This window comes from Arthrobacter sp. 05T442 (assembly GCF_056395945.1).
On the sequence record NZ_JBFTKM010000001.1, the window covers coordinates 608,749 to 631,598 of the forward strand.

At 64.4% G+C, this 22,850-nt stretch carries 18 protein-coding genes and 1 pseudogene; 13 read left to right on the top strand and 6 right to left on the bottom strand.

Annotated elements, in window-relative coordinates:
- Positions 1-14: 14 nt before the first annotated feature.
- Positions 15-1,130, top strand: a complete 1,116-nt coding sequence (locus AC1DES_RS02895; protein ID WP_476894151.1) for an ABC transporter substrate-binding protein — start codon at positions 15-17, stop codon at positions 1,128-1,130.
- Between the two features lie 425 nt (positions 1,131-1,555).
- On the opposite strand, the gene AC1DES_RS02900 is transcribed toward AC1DES_RS02895, so the two are convergent.
- From AC1DES_RS02900 to AC1DES_RS02915, 4 genes and pseudogenes are all read right to left on the bottom strand, one after another.
- Positions 1,556-2,323 (bottom strand): SCO1664 family protein, encoded by a 768-nt coding sequence (locus AC1DES_RS02900; protein WP_476894152.1) that lies wholly within the window; start codon positions 2,321-2,323, stop codon positions 1,556-1,558.
- Positions 2,323-2,877, bottom strand: coding sequence for a DUF3090 domain-containing protein (locus tag AC1DES_RS02905; protein WP_476894153.1), 555 nt, complete (start codon positions 2,875-2,877; stop codon positions 2,323-2,325). The genes AC1DES_RS02900 and AC1DES_RS02905 overlap by 1 nt, the downstream gene beginning before the upstream one ends.
- A gap of 24 nt (positions 2,878-2,901) precedes the next feature.
- On the bottom strand, positions 2,902-3,594 hold the full coding sequence (locus AC1DES_RS02910) for a histidine phosphatase family protein (protein ID WP_476894154.1): 693 nt from the start codon (positions 3,592-3,594) through the stop codon (positions 2,902-2,904).
- A gap of 87 nt (positions 3,595-3,681) precedes the next feature.
- Positions 3,682-3,993 (bottom strand): annotated as a pseudogene (locus AC1DES_RS02915) (recombinase family protein); the annotation flags it as partial.
- A 353-nt stretch (positions 3,994-4,346) separates the two neighbouring features.
- Here AC1DES_RS02915 and AC1DES_RS02920 point away from each other — a divergent pair.
- From AC1DES_RS02920 to AC1DES_RS02935, 4 genes are all read left to right on the top strand, one after another.
- Entirely contained in the window at positions 4,347-4,544 is a 198-nt protein-coding gene (locus tag AC1DES_RS02920; RefSeq protein WP_476894155.1) for a hypothetical protein, read from the top strand.
- A 679-nt stretch (positions 4,545-5,223) separates the two neighbouring features.
- Positions 5,224-7,005 carry an ABC transporter family substrate-binding protein gene (locus AC1DES_RS02925; protein ID WP_476894156.1) on the top strand — a complete coding sequence of 594 codons (1,782 nt, stop codon included), beginning with the start codon at positions 5,224-5,226 and terminating at the stop codon, positions 7,003-7,005.
- Positions 7,006-7,184: 179 nt separating this feature from the next.
- Positions 7,185-8,726 (top strand): ABC transporter permease, encoded by a 1,542-nt coding sequence (locus tag AC1DES_RS02930; protein WP_476894157.1) that lies wholly within the window; start codon positions 7,185-7,187, stop codon positions 8,724-8,726.
- Positions 8,723-9,862, top strand: coding sequence for an ABC transporter permease (locus AC1DES_RS02935; RefSeq protein WP_476894158.1), 1,140 nt, complete (start codon positions 8,723-8,725; stop codon positions 9,860-9,862). Before AC1DES_RS02930 ends, AC1DES_RS02935 begins: the two co-directional genes overlap by 4 nt.
- 24 nt (positions 9,863-9,886) lie before the next feature.
- Here AC1DES_RS02935 and AC1DES_RS02940 read toward each other — a convergent pair whose 3' ends face one another.
- Positions 9,887-10,516, bottom strand: coding sequence for a PH domain-containing protein (locus tag AC1DES_RS02940; RefSeq protein ID WP_476894159.1), 630 nt, complete (start codon positions 10,514-10,516; stop codon positions 9,887-9,889).
- A 79-nt stretch (positions 10,517-10,595) separates the two neighbouring features.
- On the opposite strand from AC1DES_RS02940, the gene AC1DES_RS02945 reads away from it, so the two are divergent.
- From AC1DES_RS02945 to AC1DES_RS02965, 5 genes are all read left to right on the top strand, one after another.
- A complete protein-coding gene (locus AC1DES_RS02945) occupies positions 10,596-12,422 on the top strand; it encodes an ABC transporter ATP-binding protein (RefSeq protein WP_476894160.1) in 1,827 nt (608 codons plus the stop codon).
- 252 nt (positions 12,423-12,674) lie between these two features.
- The gene (locus tag AC1DES_RS02950; RefSeq protein ID WP_476894161.1) at positions 12,675-14,318 is read left to right on the top strand and encodes a peptide ABC transporter substrate-binding protein; all 1,644 of its coding nucleotides are present in this window, start codon (positions 12,675-12,677) and stop codon (positions 14,316-14,318) included.
- 216 nt (positions 14,319-14,534) lie between these two features.
- Positions 14,535-15,464, top strand: a complete 930-nt coding sequence (locus AC1DES_RS02955; protein ID WP_476894162.1) for an ABC transporter permease — start codon at positions 14,535-14,537, stop codon at positions 15,462-15,464.
- Positions 15,454-16,461 (top strand): ABC transporter permease, encoded by a 1,008-nt coding sequence (locus tag AC1DES_RS02960; protein ID WP_476894163.1) that lies wholly within the window; start codon positions 15,454-15,456, stop codon positions 16,459-16,461. Before AC1DES_RS02955 ends, AC1DES_RS02960 begins: the two co-directional genes overlap by 11 nt.
- A gap of 11 nt (positions 16,462-16,472) precedes the next feature.
- The gene (locus AC1DES_RS02965) at positions 16,473-18,188 is read left to right on the top strand and encodes an ABC transporter ATP-binding protein (protein ID WP_476894164.1); all 1,716 of its coding nucleotides are present in this window, start codon (positions 16,473-16,475) and stop codon (positions 18,186-18,188) included.
- A 100-nt stretch (positions 18,189-18,288) separates the two neighbouring features.
- On the opposite strand, the gene AC1DES_RS02970 is transcribed toward AC1DES_RS02965, so the two are convergent.
- Positions 18,289-19,167 (bottom strand): SGNH/GDSL hydrolase family protein, encoded by an 879-nt coding sequence (locus tag AC1DES_RS02970; RefSeq protein WP_476894165.1) that lies wholly within the window; start codon positions 19,165-19,167, stop codon positions 18,289-18,291.
- Positions 19,168-19,437: 270 nt separating this feature from the next.
- Here AC1DES_RS02970 and typA point away from each other — a divergent pair, with 270 nt between their 5' ends.
- The 3 genes from typA (at position 19,438) to AC1DES_RS02985 (ending at position 22,840) form a co-directional block, all read left to right on the top strand.
- Positions 19,438-21,366 (top strand): translational GTPase TypA, encoded by a 1,929-nt coding sequence (gene typA / locus AC1DES_RS02975; RefSeq protein ID WP_476894166.1) that lies wholly within the window; start codon positions 19,438-19,440, stop codon positions 21,364-21,366.
- 26 nt (positions 21,367-21,392) lie between these two features.
- The gene (locus tag AC1DES_RS02980) at positions 21,393-21,770 is read left to right on the top strand and encodes a hypothetical protein (protein WP_476894167.1); all 378 of its coding nucleotides are present in this window, start codon (positions 21,393-21,395) and stop codon (positions 21,768-21,770) included.
- Positions 21,771-22,030: 260 nt separating this feature from the next.
- Positions 22,031-22,840: a hypothetical protein gene (locus tag AC1DES_RS02985; protein WP_476894168.1), complete on the top strand. Its 810-nt coding sequence runs from the start codon at positions 22,031-22,033 to the stop codon at positions 22,838-22,840.
- Positions 22,841-22,850: the final 10 nt, after the last annotated feature.

Genomic DNA, 22,850 nt, shown 5'->3' on the forward strand with positions numbered 1-22,850 from the left:
GGATGCGTAAAACAATGATGATGAAGCGCCCTATCTTTGCCGCCGCAGCAGCCGGGGCCGTTGCCCTTAGCCTTGCGGCCTGCGGCAACAGCTCGAGCCCCGCAGCCAGCGGCGGTTCGCCAAGCGGCAGTGCTGCCGCGGACAGCAGCTCGATGCCCACCGTGAAGATGATGGTGGGAGGCATCGACAAGCAGATCTACCTCCCGTACCAGCTGGCCCAGCAGCTCGGCTATTACCAGAAGTACGGGGTCAAGATGGAACTCTCCACTGAGCAGCAGGGCGGCGTAGGCGCTGAAGAGGCCATGGCTTCCGGACAGGTGGACATGGCCGGAGCGTGGTACATCCACACCGTGGACTTCCAGGCCAAGGGCAAGAAGGTCACCAACCTCGTCCAGCTTTCAGGAGCCCCAGGCGAACGCATCATGTGCAACGCCAACGCCAACGTCCACTCCGGCGCCGACCTCAAGGGCAAGACCGTTGGTGTCACGGACCTGGGCTCCGGCACGGATGAACTCACTCAGTTCATCGCCTCCAAGGCCGGCCTGTCCAAGAACGATTACCACACCATCGCCGTGGGCGCCGGGGCGACGGCCATCGCCGCCATCCAGCGCAGCTCCGCTGACTGCGTCATGACAACGCAGCCAACAGTCGGCGCTCTGGAAAGTAAGAACCTCGCGGTTCCCGCCATTGACCTCGCCACGGCGGAGGGTTCCAAGGCTGCCCTGGGCAGTTCGCTGCCGTCCGCCGGCCTGCTGGCCCAAACGGATTGGGTCAATAGCCACCAGGATGAAGTTCAGAAAGTGGTGAACGCATTGGTGGACACCATGCACTGGATCAACACCCACTCCGCGCAGGAGATCGCCGACAAGCTGCCCCCGACCTTCGTCCAGAACAGCACCATCAGCAAGGACGACTACGTCAAGGCCCTGGACCAGGACAAAGGCCAGTTCCTCCCGGATGGCATTATGCCGGCGGGCGGCCCCAAGACGGTCTTCGACGAGGAGAAGTCCATTGGGGTTGACACATCCAAAGTCAACATGGCCGACACGTTCGACCAGAAGTACGCCCAGGCGGCTCTCAAGCTCGAGGGCTACACGGCGGCTACCACTCCCGCCGGTGCTGACGGCTAACTGATTGAAAGGAGAGCTCCCCGGAATCCATTTCCGGGGAGCTCTCCTGCGCCTGAGTCGGCCGGCCATTGATCGATGACGTCTATCTCCAGGAGGGCATGACGCCACAGGTTGGGCCACGACGGAAGGTGGTTGAATTTAGATTCAATGTGTAGGTCCTGGTCTCCCTGAAACCCTTTGCGATAGCCGCTAAGAACACGTGTTCTTGGCGGCTATGTGCTTTCTGGGACCGGTTGCCAAGTCAAAATGATGCCGCCCGCATTTTGCTGCCTAACGAACGAGTGATCAAACTTGTGGCCGCAGTCAAAGTCGGTCAAAAGGCTTGAGGCACCGTTCTTGCCTGGCGTTGGATCCGCTCTGCGGGCGTGCCCGCCGAGGACGACTCAACGTCACACTGCCCGGCGAAGCCCGTAGCCGTAATTCGACTAGAACAGCGGCCACGGCACCGCCGACATCTCACCGTTCGGAGCCGGAAACTGCCCTGCCAAGCGCAACCGGGCGCAGCGCGCGGCGAGCGATGCGATTTCTTCGGCGCTGAGCAAGTCCGTCAGGTTTCGGCCCAGCCCACCGTGCAGTCCTTCGCGGACACGATCGATGCCGTCGCGTTCCTCCGCGGTCAGGGCGTCTCCCAGCCATCCCCACAGCACCGTGCGCAACTTGTGGTCATGGTGAAAGGTGAGCCCATGGTCCACGCCGTGCCGGTGTCCGTCCGGCATGGCAAGAATGTGGTCGCCTTTCCGGTCGGCGTTGTTGACGATGATGTCGAACACCGCCATGCGTCTGAGCGCTGGCGTGTCTTCGTGAACGAGAGCCACCTTCCGTCCGTTCTCATCTCGTCCCTCGAGCACGTGTTTCCAGCCCGTCTCCGGCACATGGTCCGTCGCGACCAGGTTCACAGCGTTTTGGGCGGGGTCTTGCTCCTGCCAGAGCTGCACCATTCCTTCGCCCATCGGACCATCGCGCAGCCACGTGTGCGGCACGACGTCCCAGCCGAAGGCCTGCGAGACCAGGTAGGCGGCCACCTCACGGTGGGCCAGGGTGCCGTGGGGGAAATCCCACAGCGGACTTTCGCCTGCTATCGGCTTATAGACGACGATCACGTCGCCGATGCTGCCCAGAAATGTGGCGTTTGACGCCGTCGTGATGCGGCCGGTGAGCGTCAGCTCGGCGGTCACCAGGTCCGGCGCTGGCATCAGACCGCGGGAAGGGTGCAGACGTGCCCGCCGGCGTCTATGGGGTAACCGCAGAGCGGGCACGCCGGACGCCCTGCGCCCACGATCTCCCGGGTCCGCTTGGCGAATGCGCGGGCGGTGCCGACCGGCATTCGCACCAGCAGCATTTCGGGCTCGTTAGCGCCGTCCTCATCAAGCGGGTCGTCGGTGTCATTAGCATCGGCATCGGTGATGGGGTAGGCCTCAATGACGACCTGGGCCGTGGTTGGGTCCCACCCTAAGCTCATGGCGCCGGTGCGAAACTGCTCCTGAACGGCCTCGAGCTGGTCATTGTCGACAAGTTCAATGGGAGTATTCGTGGGAACGCTGAAGGGGTTGCCCTCGACGGTGATGAGCTGGTCGAGAATTTCGTCGATCTTCTCCGCGAGCAGAGCCGACTGCTGCTTCTCCAGGGCAATACTCACGATCTGAGTCCCTGCGCGCACCTGCAGGTAGAACGTGCGCGCCCCCGGAAGGCCAATGGTGCCAACGACGACCCGATCAGGCCAGGCAAACTCGTGAACACGTGTAGGCATGTCTGTATTTTAGTCACATGTGGTTCATGGCGCCTTCTGCCCTGCACCGCCACCCACCGGCGCATCGCCGGAGTGGATGCCGTGCGACAGCCACGACAGATCACCCGCGTCGGTGTTGGTCGCGTAGACGCTCGGCCGACTAGCGCCGTAGCGCACGATCGATACGGAGGCCGGGCCCACGTTAATCCGCTGGAACAGGTCAAAGTGCATGCCGAGCGCGTCGGCGAGGATTGACTTGATGATGTCACCGTGACTCACCGCCACCCACACGGCCCCTGGCCCGTACTCAGCTTCGAAGGCTGCATCGTGGCGTCGAATCGCTGCCACCGACCGAGCCTGCATCGCGGCCATGGATTCACCGCCGGGAAAGACGACGGCGGACGGTTGCGACTGCACAACCGGCCACAAATCCTCGGTCGCGAGATCACTGAGCGTGCGGCCCTGCCACTGGCCGTAATCACACTCGGTGAGATCGAGATCGACCGGCGCGTGCGGCGTGCCCGCCTGGCGGTCGAGAATGAGCCGGGCGGTCTGCTGGCAACGCTCAAGAGGGCTCGACACCACCCCGACTAAGGGCACTGGTGCGAGCCGGTATCCGGTCAGGGCCGCCTGGTCGCGCCCGATCTGGTCCAGGCTGACGCCGACGGCGCGGCCGGCCAGCAGTCCAGTGGCATTGGCTGTGGTGCGGCCGTGCCGCACGAGAATAACTGTCGCCATCCACCCAGCCTAACCACCCGCTCGATGGCGGTGTGAAGCGTGCCGGGTCGCGCGTCGAACCGGCAGACAAAGCACCGGCAGAACCCTTCAAGCATTCTGACGCGCGCAAGCCGCCCGGACGGACTCGGCACGCATTGACCAGCTCATGGCCGACCCAGCAAAACCGGAAGAACCAGCACAGCAAGAACCCCCGACCGAAGTCGACCCCCGCATGGAGGACAGGCGGTCGAGGGTGGTCGCGACACGGGTGTCCCCGTTTCGGCAGGCGGCCGGCGCTTCCCGGTGTCCCGGCCGTGCCCGGTTGGCGCCGGTGGGGCCCTGGTCCGCGAATGTCTTGTCCAGTGCCACTCCCAGAGCGAGAAGGGCATTTTTCTGGGCGGTTAGGTCTTCGTCGTTGGTGGATACGCGGGCTTATCCGATCAGCAGCCCGGTCATGGTGTTGAATGTACCGTTTATCCCCCAGAAACCGCCCCCGCGTCACCGGGCATTTTTTGATAGGTGCCGCCGCGCTGGCCCTGATAGCCAGACGGGCAGCCGTTCGAAAGCCGCCGAGGATCCGGCAACTTCACAGACGTCGGCAGAGGATTTCGAAGGAATTCAAGTCATCTCGGGTCAAAGGCAGGGCTGAGCGTCCATTTCGGTGGTCAAGCACGTCGAGGTCTTGTCCACTGCGGATGCCGGTAGATCGATCTGCGCCGGCGGCCTGAGAGGCCAACGATTTCGAGTACGGGGCCAGCCAGAAGGCGCCACCGATGAACGTCTGCACGACCCGAGCGATCGTAAACGATCATCAGATCGGTACGTTCGAAGTAGATGTACCCGGCAATAACACTGCCGTCACCCGAAGCGAGGGGATCGCCTACGATGATCTCGACTCGGTCGTCGGCCTCGATAAATTGAAGCAGGGCGGCACGGGCCTCCGGCTGCCACGCTTTCGGCCACGAGATTGACTCCATGGCAAGATCGTTCCTTATGCCGAGCAACTGGCGGCGTCACGACACGTAGGCCAGCGTCCGCGACATCGCCCCAAGGGCCATTCCGCATTGTCCGGGTCCATTTCCGCGCGGTAAATGACCGCTGGTTAGGAAACCACATTTGAGACCGGACTAACATCCGCCGACGTGCGGTCCCCGCCCGCGGACTGACTTGTGTTCCTGCATGCTCGTCCGTCATGGACTACGTGGCAGAGATGGGTGACCGGCACGCTTCTCGGCGCCGTCGGCGTGAAACTCGCCATCGACGCGCCTGCCTCGGCAACCCCCTAGCCACGGACCGGTAAAGGATCCCCTGCGGGAGTCGCGAACGTGGAAGTTGCGCTGGCTAGCAAGTAATGAGCGATTAACTCGACAAGCCCCGATTCTTGAATCGGGGCTTTTCTGTGTGCCGCGCCTTTATCGTTTCGATCGCTGGCCGTCAATGATTCTGTGGAATTTAGGCTGGAGTGAGCTCTCAAATGTTGCAGCTCGGTAACGAACTTTACAGGCGGTCAACTTTCGTCCCCGACTGCGGCATTTCGGGTTTACGCTTCATGCCATGTGAGACGGGCCACACTGCCGCTGGGGGAGTGTGGACGTCTGTCTGGCGCCAACGGTGCCGGTCTCATCCACACCACAGAAACAAGGAGGCGGAATGCGCTTGGGTCGTATTTCCAAAGCAGTGGGCTTGGCAGCAGTAGCTGCCATCGCCCTCAGCGCCTGCGCGGGCAGCAGCGGCGGGACATCCCCGGCCACTGCGGCAGCAGCAAGCAAGCAAGGCGGATCGGCAACGGTAGTTGAGGTCAACGCATTCAATACGTTCAACCCCAACACGGCCGACGGCAATACTGATATCAACTCCAAGATCAGCTATGCGACTCACTCCGGCTTCTACTACATCGACAACAAGCTGAACGTCGTGCACAACGACAAGTTCGGCAAGATGGAGAAGACCTCCGACGATCCGCTGACGGTCAAGTACACCATCAACGACGGCGTGAAGTGGTCAGACGGCACGCCCGTGACCACGGCGGACCTTCTGCTGCAGTGGGCCGCCTTCTCCGGCTACTACGACGATGCCGATCCGGCGGCCAAGACGGGAACCTCCTACTTCTCCTACGCCGGCGACACAACCGGCCTGGCCCTGACCGACTTTCCGGAGCTCAGCGCCGACGGCAAGTCCATGACCCTGAAGTACTCGAAGCCTTTCGCTGACTGGGAAATCGCGCTCGGCGGCCCCGGCATCGACGTCCCGGCGCACGTCCTGGCCAAAAAGGCGGGCCTGGCGGACACGAAGGCGTTCGTCGACCTCCTCAAGAGCATGCCCCGCGGCGATGCCAAGGCTCCCAAGCCGGCTGACGCCAAGATGCGGGCCATGGCGGATCTGTGGAACACCGGCTTTGACACCAAGACGCTTCCGGCCGACCCGAGCCTGTACCTCTCCAACGGCCCGTTCATCGTCAAGAGCGTGAACCAGGACCAGTCCCTGACCATGGTCAAGAACAAGGACTACAACTGGGGCCCGGCAGCCAACCTGGACGAGATCACCGTGCGCTACATCGGTGACTCTGCCGCCCAGGTGCAGGCGCTGAAGAACGGTGAGGCCGACATCATCGCGCCGCAGGCATCCGCCGACACCGTCGATCAGCTCAAGGCACTGTCGAGCCAGGGCGTCACGGTCGACCAGGGCGCGCAGCTGGCCTACGACCACATCGACCTTAACTACAGCGGCCCGCTGGCCGACAAGAACGTGCGCCAAGCGTTCATGAAGACGGTTCCGCGCCAGGACATCGTCGACAAGATCGTGAAGAAGATGGATCCGAACGCCAAGCCGCTCGACTCCCAGATCTTCGTCCCGGCCCAGGCTGCCTACGCGGACTCCGTCAAGAACAACGGATCCTCCGACTACCAGGCCGTGGACATCGACGGTGCCAAGAAGCTCCTGAACGGTGCCACCCCCGAGGTGCGCATCATGTACAACAAGGACAACCCCAACCGCGTTGACGCGTACTCGCTGATCCGCGAATCCGCCACGAAGGCCGGCTTCAAGATCGTCGACGGCGGCCTGGGCAAGTCTGACTGGGGCAAGGCCCTCGGCAAGGGCGGCTACGACGCCACCATCTTCGGCTGGACCAACCCGGGGGTCGGCGTGTCCGGCGTCCCGCAGATCTTCAAGTCGGATAACGATTCCAACTTCAACAAGTTCAGCGACCCCGAGGCCGACAAGCTGATGGACCAGCTGATTGTCACCACCGACCACAGCAAGCAGGACGACCTCACCAAGCAGATCGACAAGAAGATCTGGGACTCCGGCTACGGTCTTCCGCTCTTCCAGTCGGTCGGTGTCGACGCGTACAGCGACCGCCTCACCGGCGTGAAGTACATGCCGAACCAGACCGGTGTCTGGTGGAACTTCTGGGAGTGGGCACAGAAGTAGGCCGACGACCGCAAGCGACACCCGCCAGCTGAGGCGCCGGGACCCAAGCACCACGGTCCCGGCGCCTTCTGGCGGAACTCCAGCCGACGCGGCACGGCGCCGCGTGATCCGCGGCACCCGGCCCAACACTGCGACCGGCCCGGGCACAACCCGGGCCCGAATCCCGAGGTTCAATTTCCATGGTGACCTACATTGTCCGGCGGCTCATCACCGCTGCACTCATTCTTCTTGGCGCGTCCTACCTGGTGTATCTCCTGACAGCGGCGTCCGGAGATCCCCTCTTGGAGTACCGCGCCAGCAGCGCACCCAACAGGCAGCAGCTGATGGATGCCAGGACCGCGCTCCTGCAGCTCGACACCCCCGCACCGCTGCGCTACTTCAAATGGCTGGGCGGAGCGGCGCAATGCCTCGTTCCCTTCGCCAACTCCTGCGATCTCGGCAAGAACATCGCCGGCCAGCCCATCACCGACGCCCTGGGCCACGCACTGATCCAGACCCTCACGCTGGTCACGGGTGCGACGGTCCTCGCCATCCTGGTCGGCATCACCCTCGGTATTGTGACGGCCCTGCGCCAGTACAGCACGCTGGATTACGGCGTGACCTTCATGGCGTTCCTCTTCTTCTCCCTGCCCATCTTCTGGGTCGCCGTCCTCCTCAAGGAATTCGGCGCCATCGGATTCAACAACTTCCTCAGGGATCCCGACATCCCCTTCCCGACAGCGCTGGCGATCGGTGCCGCCCTCGGTGTGGTGGCCGCCGTCGCGGCCGGCGGGGAGCTCAAGCGCAGGGTACTTACCGGCGGTGTGGTCTTCGCGTTCGTCGCCGCCGTGCTCGTCTACTTCTCTGCCACAGGGTGGTTCAAAGCACCGGGACTCGGACCGGTAGTCATCGCCATCGCCGGCGTGGGCATTGCCTTCGCCGTTACCCTGCTCTCAGCCGGGCTGAAAAACCGGAAAGCACTTCAGTCCGCATTGATCGCCGTCGGGGTAGGCGTGGTCCTGTACTTTGTCCTCCAGCCGCTGCTGAACGAAGCCACGTTCCTCATGATCGTGCTGCTGGCCGTGGCCGCCGTCCTCGTCGGCATGGGCATCGGCTTCCTCATGGGAGGCTACGACCGCGGGCAGTCCATGCGCGCGGCAGCGCTCACATCGTTCCTGGTGGGGTTCCTCATCATGCTGGACCGGTACATGCAGGCATGGCCCACTTACTTCAACAACAGCCGCGTCCGCGGCCGGCCCATTGCCACGATCGGCGCGAGCACACCGAATATCGAAGGCGACTACTGGGTCCTGAGCCTCGACTCGTTCACGCACCTGATCCTGCCCACGATGGCCCTGATCCTCATTTCGCTGGCAGGGTACACCCGTTTCACGCGCGCTTCCATGCTGGAAATCATGAACATGGACTACATCCGGACTGCCCGTGCCAAAGGCCTTTCCGAAAGGACCGTCGTGATGCGCCACGCCTTCCGTAACGCGCTGATCCCCATCGCCACCATTGTGGCGTTCGACATCGGCGGCCTGATCGGCGGGGCGGTCATCACCGAGTCGGTGTTCTCCGTCCGGGGGATGGGCTTCCTGTTCCTCGACGGCATCCAGCACATCGACCCTAACCCGGTCATGGGCGTCTTCGTCTGTGTGGCCATCACGGCCATGGGATTCAACCTCATTGCGGACCTCGCGTACTCCGCACTTGATCCACGCGTAAGGGTAAAAGCATGAGCCAGCCAAGCCAGCAGGATGAAATCATGGCCGAAGAGGCCAGCCTGGGGCGGTCGGATGCCGCCGGAATCGAACCGGTCCTTCAGGCCAAGGGCCTCAGCCAGGGGCAGATCGTCAGGAAGCGGTTCCTCGGCCACACGGGTGCCATTATCGGCCTCGTCGTCTTCGCCATCATCTTCATCATGGCCTTCACCTCGGTGGGCTACGCCGGCATCCCCGGCTGGTGGAAGTACAGCCACGAGGACGTGGCGCCCCTGGTCAACGACGGCGTACCCACCGCCTCGCTCTGGCTGCCGGCCTGGGGCGAACACCCGTTCGGTCAGGACCGGATCGGGCGCGACCTCTTTGCCATGACGATGCGCGGCGCCCAGCAGTCGATCACCATCATGGTCGTGATCGGCGTTATTGCCGGGCTCGTCGGAGTGGTGGTCGGCGCCCTCTCCGGCTACTTCCGCGGCTGGCTGGAAGCGGTGCTGATGCGCATCACGGACGTCATCATCATTGTTCCTGCCCTGCTCCTGGCGGCCGTGATGGCGCAACTGGCGGGCCGGCGCGACGAGGGAAGCTGGTTTGCCTCATTTGCCAGCAACAACGGCGTGCTCGCGATCGGCATCTTCCTGGGCCTCATCAGCTGGGTGGGACTTGCACGCCTCATGCGCGGGGAGTTCCTCACCCTGCGTGAGCGCGAATTCGTGGACGCGGCCCGGATCTCGGGGGCCAGCAACGCACGGATCATCTTCAAGCACATCCTGCCCAACGCGGTCGGCGTGCTGATCGTGAACGTGACGCTGACCATGTCCGCAGCCATCCTCACCGAAACTGCGCTGAGCTACCTCGGCGTCGGCGTTCAGGCACCGGACACCTCGCTCGGCCTGCTCATCTCGCAGAACCAGGCCGCATTCGCCACGCGCCCCTGGCTCTTCTGGTTCCCGGGCCTGTTCATCGTGCTGATCTGCCTGAGCATCAACTTTATCGGCGACGGCCTCCGGGATGCTTTCGATCCGCGCCAGAAGAAGTTCAACGCCAAGAAGGCAGAGGGCGCCGGGAAAGCTGACCACACCGTGCTGCCTTCGTTCGAAAAGACCCCCGTCTCCGCCTTTGACGGACCTGCTGTCGATGGAACCAAGGGCGAATAGATGCCGGCCCCGTGCAGGCTTGCCTTATGCGGCTGTGACAGCCACGTAGCTGGCCGCCAGAAGAAGTACGACGGCGCCCGCCGCCACCCAGCGGAAGGTCACCTTGACCGCTGTGGTGGCGGCGTCGCCGGCGGCGAGCTCACCGCTTTCGACCAGTGCATGCCACCGGGCCCTCACCAGCATGGCTGCCTGGCCGGAATCGGTGGTCTTCAGGTCCCCGGGACGGACGGACTTCCCCGGACCGTACGTGGTTGCCGGCAGCCCCTGAAGGTCTTCGGCGCGGGCGTTGCGGCCACCCCAGATGCCGGGAGCGGGCGCGGCCCAGGAGACGTAGCTCTTGTGCGCCGTGACGAGCGTGAGCGCGAACCGGGTATCAACATGCACCAGCGCCGCCCATGGCACCACGATGGACCGGAACGGGTTCTCCAGTGTGACGCCGTCCTCGTGCACCACGACGGCCGGCATCCAGAAGAGCAGCCAGCCGAGAAAAGCGACGAGCACCAGCGGAGCCGCACCCGCGAGTGCGCCGGGTCCTGCCATCACAACCGTCACCACGATACCGAAGGCGGCCACCGCCCAGGACAGCCACGCGAACCATTTATTCGTTCGTGCTTTAAAGATTTCAACGTTTCCGGCATGCGGCGAAGAGCTCATGCCCCCAATAATTCAGTATTCCGAGCCGCAGCACTAATCCCCGGTGCTTCGACGGCTCGGGTGGAAGGAAAGACCCATCATGACTGACTTCGTCACGCTCGATCCGCCGGCGGCAACCGAACCCGGCAAAGGTGAAACCGTCCTGAAGGTCCGTGACCTTAGCGTCGACTTCGGCGTGGACAAGAAATGGGTCCCGGCCGCGATAGGCCTGAATTACGAGGTGCGCGCCGGCGAGGTGCTCGCGATAGTGGGGGAGTCCGGGTCCGGCAAGAGCGCCAGTTCGATGGCGCTCCTGGGCCTGCTGCCCAGCAACAGCCGTGTGAGCGGCAGCGTCAAGCTCGCCGGCCGGGAACTGCTGGGGGCCAATGAGGCAAATATCCGGGCGGTCCGCGGCAAGGACGTGGCCGTGATCTTCCAGGAGCCCATGACTGCCCTGAACCCCGTCTACACCGTGGGCGCGCAGATTGTCGAGACGGTCCGCCTCCACAATGAAGTCTCCCCCGACGAAGCACGGCTGCGTGCCCTGCACATGCTGGAGCTCGTGGAACTGCCGGATCCCGAGAAGGCGTTCCGGTCCTATCCCCACCAGCTCTCGGGCGGACAGCGCCAGCGCGCCATGATCGCGCAGTCACTTTCCTGCGACCCCAAGCTGTTGATAGCGGATGAGCCGACCACGGCTCTCGACGTGACCGTGCAGGCGGAGATCCTGGATCTCATGCGGAACCTCAGGAACAAGCTGGACAGCGCGATTGTGCTGATCACCCATGACATGGGCGTCGTGGCCGACCTTGCCGACAGGATTGCCGTCATGCGCAAGGGCCTGATCGTGGAGACGGGCACGGCCGCGCAGATCTTCCACAACCCGCAGCACGAATACACCCAGGCGCTCCTGGCCGCCGTTCCCCACCTCGGCCAGGGCGCCGGTTCCGCGGACGGCGTCGATGTGACGGCCGCCCTCGCCGCGGCCACGAACGTCGAAATCCTCGCGATCCCGGCCGAGGAGCTGCTGCGGCGCGAGCGCGAGAACGCCGCGGCCCTTGCCTCGGCCGAAGCCACCCGGCCCAAGGGTGAGCCCGTGCTCGAGCTCTCGGACGTCGCCATCGAATACCCCAAGCAGGGCCGGGTGCCGGCCTTCCGCGCCGTGGAGGGAGCCAACCTGGTGATCTATCCGGGACAGGTTGTCGGTCTGGTGGGGGAGTCCGGCTCCGGAAAGACCACCATCGGGAGGGCTGCCGTCGGGCTCCTGCCCGTGGCAGCCGGAACCATGCGGGTGGTCGGCCAGGACATTTCCGCCGCCAAGAGGAACGGCCGCCAGCTCCATGACATGCGGCGGCACGTCGGCATGGTCTTCCAGGACCCGTCGTCGTCCCTGAACCCCAGGCTCCCGATCGGCGAGAGCATCGGCGAACCGATGTTCCTCGCCGGGGTGGCAAAGGGCGCCGACCTGCAAAAGCGGATCGAGGCACTCCTGGACCAGGTCGAGCTCCCGCGGGATTACCGCAACCGGTACCCCCACGAGCTCTCCGGCGGGCAGAAGCAGCGCGTGGGCATTGCCCGCGCTCTCTCGCTCAAGCCGAAACTGATGGTCGCTGACGAGCCCACCTCGGCCCTGGACGTCTCGGTGCAGGCAAAGGTGCTCGATCTGTTCCAGAACCTGCAGAAGGAACTCGGTTTCGCCTGCCTCTTTGTCACGCATGACCTTGCCGTCGTGGATGTGCTCGCGGACCGGATCTGCGTGATGCAGCGCGGCCGGATCGTCGAGCAGGGCACCCGGGAACAGATCCTGCGGAACCCGCAGGAACCGTACACGCAGCGTCTCCTGGCCGCCGTTCCGTTGCCGGATCCGGACAAGCAGCGGGAACGCCGCGAGTTGCGCGCGCAGCTGCTGGCAGCAGGCGCCAGTTAACCGCGCGTAACAGGAATCGTCGTCGGGGCGAATACTACCAGCCAGTATCGTGTGACTTGAAATACGTTGCGGTTGACGCCAACGGTCACATTATTGTCGGGTCACGGTTTGGCAACAGAGTTCCATCATTCGGACATTTTGGCGCTAGGCTACTTCCATATGTAGGCCACGTCACAGGGGATACCCCTGTGCCTGCCTGCGGGGAAGCATAAGTTTTTCCCTGACGAACTCCCACAACTCATAGGAGGCGGAATGCGTTTTTCGCGCACTTCCAAAGCACTGGGCATGGTGGCTATCGCCGCCCTCGCCCTGACCGGCTGCGGTGCCGGTGGCGGCACCGCAAGCGGTAGCGGCAGCACCGGTGGCGACACCAGCAAAGTAATCATTGCCGACGGTTCGGAGCCCCAGCGCCCCCTGATGCCGGCCGACACCAACGAAGTCGGCGGCGGCAAAGTCATTCAGATGATGTTCGCGGGGCTGGTCAGCTACGACCCCAGCGGCAAGGCAGTCAACGAACTTGCAGACTCCATTGAGGGCAAGGACGGCCAGCACTTCACCATCAAGATCAAGAAGGACCAGAAGTTTACCAACGGAGAGGCCATCACGGCCAAGACCTTCGTTGACTCCTGGAACTTCGGAGCAGCGGCCAAGAATGCGCAGCTCAGCGGCAGCTTCTTCGAAAGCATCAAGGGCTACGACGAAGCCAGCGCGGAAGGCTCGACCGTCGACACCATGTCCGGCCTGAAGGTCGTTGACGACCAGACGTTCACCGTAGAGCTGAAGCAGCCGGAATCCGACTGGCCGCTGCGCCTGGGCTACACCGCCTTCGTCCCGGTCCCCGCGGCCGCGCTCAAGGACCCGAAGGCGTACGGCGAAAAGCCGGTCGGCAACGGCCCGTACAAGATGGCCGACGGCGGCTGGCAGCACAACGTGCAGATCCAGCTCGTCCCGAACCCGGACTACAACGGCCCCCGCAAGCCCAAGAACGCCGGCGTGACGTTCAAGATGTACCAGAACGACGACGCCGCGTACCAGGACCTGCTGTCCAACAACCTGGACATCCTGCAGACCATCCCCACCAGCGCGCTGAAGAACTACCAGTCTGACCTCGGCGACCGCACCATCAACAAGCCGTACGCCGGCAACCAGACCATCGCCATCCCGGAATACCTGCCGGAGTGGAGCGGTGACGCGGGCAAGCTGCGCCGCCAGGCCATCTCGATGGCGATCAACCGCGACGAGATCACCAAGGTAATCTTCAACGGCGCCCGCCAGCCGGCCAAGGATTTCACGGCGCCCGTGCTTGACGGCTACAGCGACTCAATCCCCGGTTCCGAGAACCTGAAGTTCGATGCCGCGAAAGCCAAGGACGCGTGGGCCAAGGCCGACGCTATCCAGAAGTGGGATCCGAACGAGACGTTCACCATTGCCTACAACGCCGACAAGGGCGGACACAAGGCATGGGTCGAAGCTGTTGTAAACCAGCTCAAGAACACCCTCGGCATCAAGGTTGAAGGCAAGCCGTACGCGACCTTCAAGGAAGCACGCAACGACGCAACCGCCAAGACCCTGACCGGTGCCATCCGTGCGGGCTGGCAGGCTGACTACCCGTCGCTGTACAACTTCCTCGGCCCGATCTACAAGACCGGTGCCGGCTCCAACGACGCCAAGTACGCCAACCCGGCGTTCGACAAGGCCGTCACCGACGGCCTGAATGCCCCGTCCGTCGCCGACGGCAACAAGGCCATGAACAAGGCCCAGGAGATCCTCCTCCAGGACCTTCCGGCCATCCCCTTGTGGTACCAGGTTGCCCAGGGCGGCTGGAGCGACAAGGTCACCAACGTTGACTACGGCTGGGACGGCGTTCCGCTGTACTACAACATCTCCGGCAAGTAATCACAGGACGACGGCGGGGGCTGCCCAGACTGGGGCCTCCGCCGTCGTCGTGTTTCCCCCTCATTTCCTGATGGCCCGGCCCCACGGGTGTTCTTCGCAGTCCGCACGCCGTGAGTGAACCGGCGCCGGCCTGCACCCAAAGTGAAAAGGTTCTTTGATGAACAACTCCACCGCATCCCTGGACAGGATGCCTGCTCACGGGGGTGTGACTCGCTGATGGCGACATACATCCTCAAGCGTTTCCTGCAACTGATTCCCGTATTCCTCGGCGCAACGCTGCTGGTGTACTTCCTGGTGTTCAGCCTTCCCGGCGACCCCATCGTGGCTCTCTTCGGCGACAAGCCCGTCAACGAGGCCGTCGCGGCCAAGCTCAGGGTCCAGTACCACCTGGACCAGCCGTTCTGGATGCAGTACCTGCTCTACCTCAAGAGCATCTTCACCTTCGACCTCGGCCAGGACTTCTCCGGACGCCCCATCGCCGCGGTGCTCGGCGAAGTCTTCCCCGTCACTGCGCGTCTGGCCGTCATGGCGCTGATCTTCGAAGGTGTCTTCGGCATCGTCTTCGGCCTCATCGCGGGCCTGCGCAAGGGCAAGTTCTTTGACGCCACGGTCCTGGTCGCCTCGCTGATCGTCATCGGCATCCCGATCTTCGTGCTCGGTTTCCTGTTGCAGTTCACCATCGGCGTCAAGCTGGGGTGGGCCAAGCCAACCGTGAGCTCGGCCGCGACCATCCAGGACCTGATCCTGCCGGCGATCGTGCTCGGCCTTGCCTCGTTCGCCTACGTCCTGCGCCTCACCCGCACGTCCGTCATTGAAAACATGAACGCCGATTACGTGCGCACCGCCACCGCCAAGGGCCTGTCCCGTTTCCGGGTTGTCCGGGTGCACATCCTGCGCAACTCGCTGATCCCCGTCATCACCTTCCTGGGTGCAGACCTCGGAAGCCTCATGGGCGGGGCAATCGTGACCGAAGGCATCTTCAACGTTCCGGGTGTGGGCAACCGGCTCTACCGCGCCGTACTGTCCGGGGAAGGCCCCACCGTGGTCTCGATCGTGACCGTGCTGGTGCTGATCTACTGCCTCTCCAACCTGCTCGTTGACCTGCTCTACGCCTGGCTTGACCCGAGGATCCGCTATGACTCCTGAGAACACAACCTCTGAGAACACCACGTCAAGGCACGCCGCTCCCGTGCGTGCGCCCCGCCATATTGAACACTTTGTTGCAGATACGGCGGAAACGCCGCTTCAGGCGACGGACCGGGTCAAGGAAGAAAACGCGCCGCTGAGTCTTTGGGGCGAAGCCTGGAAGAACCTGCGCAAGCAGCCGCTGTTCCTCATCTCGGTGTTCCTGATTCTCGTCGTCGTCGCTGTCTCGCTTTTCCCGGGCCTCTTCTCCTCGATCGACCCGACATCCGAGGCCTGCCAGCTGGGCAACTCCGACGGCGGCCCGGCCGCCGGCCACCCCCTGGGCTTCACCCAGCAGGGGTGCGACGTGTACGCACGCGTCGTCTTCGGCACCCGTTCCTCGGTCACTGTGGGCCTGTTCACCACGATCGGTGTCCTGCTGATCGGCGGCATCATGGGTGCCCTCGCCGGCTACTACGGCGGCTGGGTCGACTCCATCCTGGCGCGCATCAATGACATCTTCTTCGCGCTGCCGCTGATTCTGGGCGCCATCGTCCTCATGCAGCTGCCGATGTTCCGCGCCAACCGCACGGCGTGGACCCTCGTGCTCATCCTGATCACGTTCGGCTGGCCGCAGATCGCCCGCATTACCCGCGGCGCGGTGATCGAAGTCCGCAACGCTGACTTCGTCACGGCGGCGCGATCCCTCGGAGTATCGAAGTTCGGCGCGCTCATGCGGCACGTCATGCCGAACTCGCTGGCTCCGATCATCGTGGTGGCCACCATCTCCCTGGGCACGTTTATCGTCGCCGAATCCACGCTGTCGTTCCTGGGCATCGGTCTCCCGCCGAGCGTCATGTCGTGGGGCAATGACATCCAGGCGGCGCAGGCTTCGCTCCGGTCGAACCCGATGCCGCTGCTGTACCCGGCCATCGCGCTGTCCATCACCGTCCTGAGCTTCATCATGCTGGGCGATGCCCTCCGCGATGCTCTCGATCCCAAAGCGCGCAAGCGATGAAAGGGGACGCTATGAACGCCTCTGTCGAAATCCACGAAGTGGGCACCGCGGCGCAGCGCCCGCTGCTTGAAATCAAGGACCTGGCGATCAGCTTCGCCACCAGCAACGGCGAGGTCAATGCCGTGCGCAATGCCCACCTCACCGTGATGCCGGGCGAGACCGTCGCCATCGTGGGCGAGTCGGGGTCCGGCAAGTCGACGACGGCACTGGCCGCCATCGGCCTGCTCCCGGGCAACGGCCGGGTCGCGGCCGGGCAGATCCTGTTCGACGGCGAGGACATCTCCCACGCCAGCGAGAAGCGGATGATCGAACTGCGCGGAAACAGCATCGGAATGGTCCCGCAGGACCCGATGTCCAACCTGAACCCGGTCTGGAAGATCGGCTACCAGGTCCGGGAGACGCTGAAGGCGAATGGGCTCCCCAGCGGCCCCGACGACGTCGCGAAGGTCCTGTCCGAAGCCGGCCTGCCGGACGCCGCACGGCGTGCCAAGCAGTATCCGCATGAGTTCTCCGGCGGCATGCGCCAGCGCGCGCTCATCGCGATCGGCCTTTCCTGCCAGCCGCGGCTGCTGATTGCCGATGAGCCGACGTCCGCGCTCGACGTGACAGTACAGCGCCAGATCCTGGATCACCTGGAAAAGATGACCACGGAGCTGGGCACCGCCGTCCTGCTGATCACCCACGACCTCGGGCTCGCCGCCGAGCGCGCCGACAAGGTCGTGGTCATGTACCGCGGGCAGGTCGTCGAATCCGGGCCGTCGCTGGAGCTGCTGCAGAACCCGCAGCACCCCTACACGCAGCGTCTGGTGGCCTCGGCACCGTCGCTGGCGTCCCGGCGCATCCAGGCCGCCAAGGAGCTCGGTGTGGAGACCGAGGACCTGCTCGCCCCCAGCGAAGACGTCGTGGTTGAGACGTCCATGCCCGAAGAAGTCCTGCAGATCGAGAACCTCAAAAAGGTCTTCAAGCTGCGTTCGGGCTTTGGCAAGTCGACGGACTTCACCGCCGTCGACGACGTCTCCTTCAGCGTCAAGCGGGGGACCACGACGGCGATTGTGGGTGAGTCGGGTTCGGGCAAGTCCACCGTGGCGCAGATGGTCCTGAACCTCCTGAAGCCGACATCCGGCAAGATCATCTTCGACGGCGTGGACACGTCCACGCTCAACAGCCGGGAGATCTTCGCCTTCCGGCGCCGTGTGCAGCCGATCTTCCAGGACCCCTACGGTTCCCTTGACCCGATGTACAACATCTTCAGGACCATCGAGGAACCGCTCCGGACCCACAAGATCGGGGACAAGGCCAGCCGCGAAAAGAAGGTCCGCGAACTGCTGGACCAGGTGGCGCTGCCGCAGTCCACGATGCAGCGGTACCCCAACGAGCTCTCCGGCGGCCAGCGCCAGCGCGTGGCCATCGCGCGTGCCCTCGCGCTCGACCCCGAAGTGATCATCTGCGACGAGGCCGTCTCGGCGCTGGACGTCCTGGTGCAGGCACAGGTGCTGAACCTCCTTGCCGACCTGCAGTCCAGGCTGGGCCTGACCTACCTGTTCATCACCCACGACCTCGCGGTGGTCCGGCAGATCGCCGACCACGTGTGCGTCATGGAGAAGGGCAAGCTGGTCGAGACCGGGTCCACGGACGACGTGTTCGATTCGCCGCAGCAGGACTACACCAAGGCGCTGCTCAATGCCATCCCGGGTGCCAGCCTCATGCTGCCCCCGGAAGTCGCCTGAGCAGGGCAGTCCCGCAACGGCAGGCTGACTGACAACACAGGAGCCGGTGTCCGCCCCCAGGGGCAGGCGCCGGCTCCCGTGTTCTGCTGGCCGGTCAGGGTCAGCGGGACGCGTCGGAGGTCTCTGCCGCCGCGAGACCCATGACCCGCAGCTGCTGGCCGAGGATCGCCCCAAGGGCCTTGTGGCCCTGCTGGTTCAAGTGCACGCCGTCCGCCATGGAGTTCGTCAGCTCATACTTGGTGAGCCAGTCACCGGCACCCACGAACGGAAGGCCGTGCTTCTGCGCAACCGTGCCGAGGAGGGTGTCCACCTGCGTGCGGCGGCCGCCGCCGTAGTTGGCGCCGCGGGCCAGCGTCCCGATCATTGCCAGTTTGGCGGCAGGGTAACGCTGCTGGATGCTGGCGATGAGGCGCTCGGCATTGGCCACGATCTGCGCGTCCGTGGCACCGCGTGTGGCATCGTTGCCGCCGCCTTCGAGCACCACGAGGGGCGGAGTGCCGTAGGGCAGCTTCCAGTCCCCGCGCTGCAGGGCGTCGATGTAGTTGCCGGTCTTCCCGTTCGAGGCCACGTAGCCGGTGCCGCCCAGGCCGCAGAAATAGACGTCGTAGCCGACGGCGGCGAGGCCCTGGCGGGGCCAGCCGAAGGACGGCTCCGACTGGGAGTCGCCGATCAGCACGGCCGTGCGTCGGATGTTTTCGACAACGACCTCATCGCGGCCGTTGGCGGGGTTCCGGTAGACGGAACCCGGCGGAAGGCCGGCAGGATTCGCTACGGCGCCGAGCTGCGTTTTGGCCGCCCCGGCGGCGAGGGGCATGCCGGAAGCACCCGCCGGCATGCGCGGGGCCGTGGCCGAGGGCCCGGCGGAGGAAGATCCGGCGTTGGGTGCCGGTAGTGTGGGTGCCTGTCCGCAGCCGCACAGAACGACGCCTACGGCGATCATCGGGGCGACGAAGCGGGACAGAGCCGATGCGTTGCGCATTGATGTCTCCGGGCTGGCTTGCTGCTGTCACAGCAATCATGGGGTACGGGCACAGGAAAATCCAGTGACTTTACTCACAACAAATCTACAGGATCCGCGCGCTGTCGTCTGCGGCCGGATGCCCCGGCGTTCGCATTTTAGGCCAATAAATGGCCTAGCCCTTAGACTGGTATCAGGTGCCCTGTGTCGAAAGGGCGTACCCGTCGTGCGTTCCGGTTGGAAATGTCGCGATACAACAGCTGACTTCACCACTGAATCGAGCAATAACGCATGTCTGAAACCACCACCAACACCGCGGTAGCCACTGCATCGCGCAGTGACCTGCGCAACGTCGCGATCGTGGCCCACGTTGACCACGGCAAGACCACTCTGGTCGACGCCATGCTCAAGCAGACCAACTCCTTTGCCGCACACAACCACCTCGAAGACCGTGTCATGGACTCCGGTGACCTCGAGCGCGAAAAAGGCATCACCATCCTGGCCAAGAACACCACGGTGGCCTACAACGGACCGTCCTCCAAGGGCGAGACCATCACCATCAACGTCATTGACACCCCCGGCCACGCCGACTTCGGTGGCGAGGTCGAGCGCGGCCTGTCCATGGTCGACGGCGTAGTCCTCCTCGTCGACGCATCTGAGGGCCCGCTGCCCCAGACCCGCTTCGTCCTGCGCAAGGCCCTCGCCGCGCACCTGCCGGTGATCCTCCTGGTCAACAAGACCGACCGTCCCGACGCGCGGATCGAGGAAGTTGTACACGAGTCCATGGACCTGCTCCTGGGCCTGGCCTCCGACCTCGCGGACGAAGTTCCGGACCTGGATCTGGACAAGATCCTCAACGTCCCGGTCGTTTACGCCGCCGCCAAGGTCGGCCGCGCTTCCCTCGAGCAGCCGGCCGACGGTTCGGCTCCCGACAACGAGGACCTCGAGCCGCTCTTCAACGCCATCATCGAGCACATCCCGGCTCCGACGTACAACCCGGACGGTGTCCTCCAGGCGCACGTCACCAACCTGGACGCCTCGCCGTTCCTCGGCCGCCTGGCGCTGCTGCGCATTTACAACGGCACCCTGCGTAAGGGCCAGACCGTGGCCTGGGCCCGCGCCAACGGCGAAATGAAGAACGTCAAGATCACCGAACTGCTGGCCACCAAGGCCCTGGACCGTGTTCCGACCGAGTCGGCGGGGCCCGGCGAGATCGTCGCCGTCGCCGGCATCGAGGAAATCACCATCGGTGAGACCCTGACCGACGTCGACAACCCGCAGCCGCTGCCGCTGATCACCGTTGACGATCCGGCCATCTCCATGACCATCGGTATCAACACCTCGCCGCTGGCCGGCCGGGTCAAGGGCGCCAAGGTCACGGCCCGCCAGGTCAAGGACCGCCTCGACAAGGAACTGATCGGTAACGTCTCCATCAAGGTGCTCCCGACCGAGCGCCCGGATGCCTGGGAAGTCCAGGGACGTGGCGAGCTCGCGCTGGCCATCCTGGTCGAGCAGATGCGTCGTGAAGGCTTCGAGCTGACCGTCGGCAAGCCGCAGGTTGTCACCAAGACCATCGACGGCAAGGTCCACGAGCCGATGGAGCACATGACCATCGACGTGCCGGAAGAGTACCTCGGCGCCGTCACGCAGCTCATGGCAGCCCGCAAGGGCCGCATGACCAACATGGCCAACCACGGCACCGGCTGGTGCCGCATGGAATTCATCGTTCCGGCCCGTGGCCTGATCGGTTTCCGCACCAAGTTCCTCACGGATACCCGTGGCGCCGGCATCGCCGCCTCGATCTCGGAGGGCTACGAGCCGTGGGCCGGCCCCATCGAGTACCGCACCAACGGTTCGATGATCGCGGACCGCGCCGGTGTGGTGACCCCGTTCGCCATGATCAACCTGCAGGAGCGCGGTTCGTTCTTCGTCAAGCCCACCTCCGAGGTGTACGAAGGCATGATCGTGGGCGAGAACTCCCGCGCCGACGACATGGACGTCAACATCACCAAGGAAAAGAAGCTCACCAACATGCGTGCCGCTTCCTCCGACACCTTCGAGAACCTGACGCCCCCGCGCGACCTGACCCTCGAAGAGTCCCTCGAATTCGCCCGCGAAGACGAGTGTGTTGAGGTCACCCCGGATTCCATCCGGATCCGGAAGCTCATCCTGGACGTCAACCAGCGCGCCAAGTCCAACCGGGCCCGCGCCAAGGTCTAATACCGGACCGTTCCGGATACCACCTCGTGAATAAGAGAGCTGCCGGTACGGCAGGCGGCATTGCCGCCGCCGTGCCGGCAGCTCTTCTTGTCTCCGTTGCCGGCACCGCCCTGCACCGGCAGGATGTCCAACTGGCTGGCGCAGGACTCCCCTGGGGCGCGGCCGCCGCGCTCATTCTGCTGGGTTCCGTGGAACTTTGGCTGGGTTCCGCGTTCCGTTCGGTGATCCCGACGGCGGTCTGCGGCGCCGGGTGCTACGCGCTGACCGGCTGGTGGTCCACGCTGGAGACCGGCAAGCGGCTCATCATCGGGGACCTGCCCGGGAATCTGTGGGTCTTCGGCATCGCGGTCGTCACGGTGGCCATGCTCGCCTGGTGCCGGCGCTACAGGCCTCCGCAGGACTGACGGGTTCCCCGCATCCGTCCCCCCGCCCTGCCCGCAGGACATGCTCATTTTTCGTCCCCACCCCCGTGGGACATGCTCAATCTTCGGCCCCGCCCGAGGGCATGATGGCGTCCTGTGCATTCCTGAGCCCGGCCAGTGGACATGTCCGTTCGGGGCCGTTGGACATGCTCCCCGCTTGTCCGGCGCAAGGGACAGGCACTTATCCACATAACGCGGGCCGGCCCTGTGCGTCCCGCAGCCTCCCGCGGCACGATGGCGGCATGGTCAACATCGTGGAAGTACTGACAAGATACGACGGCGTCGCCCGCGCCAAACACTTGACCGCGGCGGGTGTCTCCGACTACCAACTCAAGGCCGCCATGGCCAACAACGCCGTCGCCCGGGTGGCTTGGGGCGTCTACGCCCTGCCGGGTGCCGACCCGCAACTCATCGCCATCCGGTCCCTCCCGGCCGAGCCCGCATGCGTCACCGCAGCGCAACTCCGCGGGCTCTGGGTCCTCGAAGCCCCGGGTCAGCCGCATATCGCCATCACCCACAGCCGCAGCCACCCCGGATTCGTCTGCCACAGATCTTCTGTGCCGCCGACCCTCATGGACACTGTCGTCCAGAGTCTGCGGTGCCTGCCGGAGCCCGACGGCCTGGTCGTCGCCGAATCCGCTGTCGTACTCAAGGGCCTTCCGCTCGGAGGGCTGCGCCAGCGGCTGGACGGCAGGAATGACGCCCGGGAACGCCGGATTATGGCCGCGATCGTTCCCCAGTCGCAATCCATCATCGAGTGCCTCGCCAGGTTCCTCCTGCGGCGGGCCGGCTTCCACGTAGAATCGCAGGTCAACATTCCCGGAATGGGACACCTGGACCTGATGGTCGACGGAAGACTCGGCATCGAAACGGACGGGGCGTCGTTCCACATGGACCGGACCAGCTTCGAAGAAGACCGACGGCGGTGGAACGTCACCACGCGCTTGGGAATTCCGACGCTCATCGTCAGCTATGCGCTGCTCAAGAACCGTCCGCAGGAATTCATCGCCATGGTTCGAGACGCCCTGGGCAAGCTCCCCGCTGCCGCCTAGCACTGGACAT

What these genes read in the sequence shown, in the direction of transcription:
- AC1DES_RS02895 (WP_476894151.1), top strand. Translation starts at nt 15, where the DNA reads ATGATGATGAAGCGCCCTATCTTTGCCGCCGCAGCAGCCGGGGCCGTT.
- AC1DES_RS02900 (WP_476894152.1), bottom strand. Translation starts at nt 2,323, where the DNA reads ATGCCAGCGCCGGACCTGGTGACCGCCGAGCTGACGCTCACCGGCCGC.
- AC1DES_RS02905 (WP_476894153.1), bottom strand. Translation starts at nt 2,877, where the DNA reads ATGCCTACACGTGTTCACGAGTTTGCCTGGCCTGATCGGGTCGTCGTT.
- AC1DES_RS02910 (WP_476894154.1), bottom strand. Translation starts at nt 3,594, where the DNA reads ATGGCGACAGTTATTCTCGTGCGGCACGGCCGCACCACAGCCAATGCC.
- AC1DES_RS02920 (WP_476894155.1), top strand. Translation starts at nt 4,347, where the DNA reads ATGAACGTCTGCACGACCCGAGCGATCGTAAACGATCATCAGATCGGT.
- AC1DES_RS02925 (WP_476894156.1), top strand. Translation starts at nt 5,224, where the DNA reads ATGCGCTTGGGTCGTATTTCCAAAGCAGTGGGCTTGGCAGCAGTAGCT.
- AC1DES_RS02930 (WP_476894157.1), top strand. Translation starts at nt 7,185, where the DNA reads ATGGTGACCTACATTGTCCGGCGGCTCATCACCGCTGCACTCATTCTT.
- AC1DES_RS02935 (WP_476894158.1), top strand. Translation starts at nt 8,723, where the DNA reads ATGAGCCAGCCAAGCCAGCAGGATGAAATCATGGCCGAAGAGGCCAGC.
- AC1DES_RS02940 (WP_476894159.1), bottom strand. Translation starts at nt 10,516, where the DNA reads ATGAGCTCTTCGCCGCATGCCGGAAACGTTGAAATCTTTAAAGCACGA.
- AC1DES_RS02945 (WP_476894160.1), top strand. Translation starts at nt 10,596, where the DNA reads ATGACTGACTTCGTCACGCTCGATCCGCCGGCGGCAACCGAACCCGGC.
- AC1DES_RS02950 (WP_476894161.1), top strand. Translation starts at nt 12,675, where the DNA reads ATGCGTTTTTCGCGCACTTCCAAAGCACTGGGCATGGTGGCTATCGCC.
- AC1DES_RS02955 (WP_476894162.1), top strand. Translation starts at nt 14,535, where the DNA reads ATGGCGACATACATCCTCAAGCGTTTCCTGCAACTGATTCCCGTATTC.
- AC1DES_RS02960 (WP_476894163.1), top strand. Translation starts at nt 15,454, where the DNA reads ATGACTCCTGAGAACACAACCTCTGAGAACACCACGTCAAGGCACGCC.
- AC1DES_RS02965 (WP_476894164.1), top strand. Translation starts at nt 16,473, where the DNA reads ATGAACGCCTCTGTCGAAATCCACGAAGTGGGCACCGCGGCGCAGCGC.
- AC1DES_RS02970 (WP_476894165.1), bottom strand. Translation starts at nt 19,167, where the DNA reads ATGCGCAACGCATCGGCTCTGTCCCGCTTCGTCGCCCCGATGATCGCC.
- typA (WP_476894166.1), top strand. Translation starts at nt 19,438, where the DNA reads ATGTCTGAAACCACCACCAACACCGCGGTAGCCACTGCATCGCGCAGT.
- AC1DES_RS02985 (WP_476894168.1), top strand. Translation starts at nt 22,031, where the DNA reads ATGGTCAACATCGTGGAAGTACTGACAAGATACGACGGCGTCGCCCGC.